Genomic DNA, 1,487 nt, shown 5'->3' on the forward strand with positions numbered 1-1,487 from the left:
CCCCCGCGCGTTACGCTCCCCCGCGTGCGTGCGTGCGTGCGCCTGCGCGCGTGTGTGTGCGTGTGTGTGTGCGTGTACGCGTGCGCGCTACTTCTCGCCTCGCTCGCTCTATAGGACTCTGTGGGGCCTTGTGGGGCCTTGTGGGGCCTTGTGGGGCCTTGTGGGGCCTTGTGTGACAGAAATTTTTCTGAGGGGTGTCACCCAATCTCCCAAACCACACTACCCAAACCTTTACAAATCAATCACTTACGCAAAGCACTGCCTTTCCTGCCTCTCGCTTATTCCATTGCGTACTTTAGGCCTCACTTCTTATGCCAAATTAATCTCAATTTTTTGCGTTTTACCGTTTGCATTGCCCGATTCAGCGTGCTAATGTTCGCGCCAGAGGTTAATTTTTTTTCAACCAACAAAGAGAGGTGAAACATGTTCGATAGGATAATCGTTGGATTGGCTGATAGAAATGGAGATAAATTCAGCTACGACCTATCGCGTAGCTTGTTGTTCCGAGCCAATTCTTACTGTTTCGGTAAAGGAGTGTTCGAAGGCAAAGCCGAGCCGTCTTTATGGCTCGAAGGTAAGTTCGACTTTAATGAGATAGTCGCCTTCCTTCAACAAACCAATCAAATCTGTGCGCTTGCCCAGAGAAATGGGCAAGGGTGGGTGTTCATCAACGATGACAGCTCACTGTCTTACGCAGGAGTGCTTGCCCAGACCGAGGGTCAACCTAAAGGCGACCATTCGGTCTTTAATGGTCGATATTTTATCCTTGTTAGCTAAGAGGTGAAAAATGAAAAAATATAGATGCATTGACCCAAGCGGGTACAACCTTACCCGCGGTAAATTTTATGAAAAGGCATAGATGGTGAGGCAAAGAGAGATGGAAGGAGTTCAGTTGGTAAAGGTCAAGGGCGTCTGGTTTATCAAGACGCCCAGAAGGATTTTTGCTCACAAGAATCCATATATTCTTGTGGAACACTTTCAAAAATCTGCGGAATATATCCGCTACTATCAAAGTAAAGCGAGGACAGAAAAATGAAAGGTAGAGTCTTTTATGGTTGTGATCCTGAAGTATTTCTTCAGGACGCACAAGGTAACATTGTCCCTTCCTGTGGCCTGATTGGTGGCCACAAGGACAGGCCACTTAAGATTGGCAACGTCTTCCTTTTGGAAGACAACATCATGGCGGAGTTCGGCATAGAACCGACCGCCAGCAAGGAAGAATTTTATAAGCGCACAGTACAGGCGCTTGACGCCATAAGAGAAGTGACAGGCCTTGAACCATATGTGAAGCCAGCGCTTAAGTTCGAGCGCCAGTGGCTTAAAGCTGCCGGTTCTGGGGCGTTTGTTTTCGGTTGTTCACCAGACTACGACGCCTATTCTCTCCAGAGAAACCCAACGCCTAACCCATTATCGCGTATCCGCACGTGTGGTGGGCACATTCACATTGGCCTGCCTGATGCGGAGAGCTTGACCTTCGAGCACAAGGC

General features: G+C 48.8%; 2 protein-coding genes. Both read left to right on the top strand.

What is annotated here, in order from left to right:
• Window positions 1-423: 423 nt before the first annotated feature.
• Window positions 424-777 carry a hypothetical protein gene (locus tag D6783_02875; protein ID RME53124.1) on the top strand — a complete coding sequence of 118 codons (354 nt, stop codon included), beginning with the start codon at window positions 424-426 and terminating at the stop codon, window positions 775-777.
• 255 nt (window positions 778-1,032) lie between these two features.
• Window positions 1,033-1,487: hypothetical protein (locus D6783_02880; GenBank protein ID RME53125.1), on the top strand; the 455-nt coding region annotated here is incomplete at its 3' end.

This window comes from Candidatus Woesearchaeota archaeon (genome assembly GCA_003694805.1).
Lineage (GTDB): Archaea > Nanobdellota > Nanobdellia > Woesearchaeales > J110 > J110.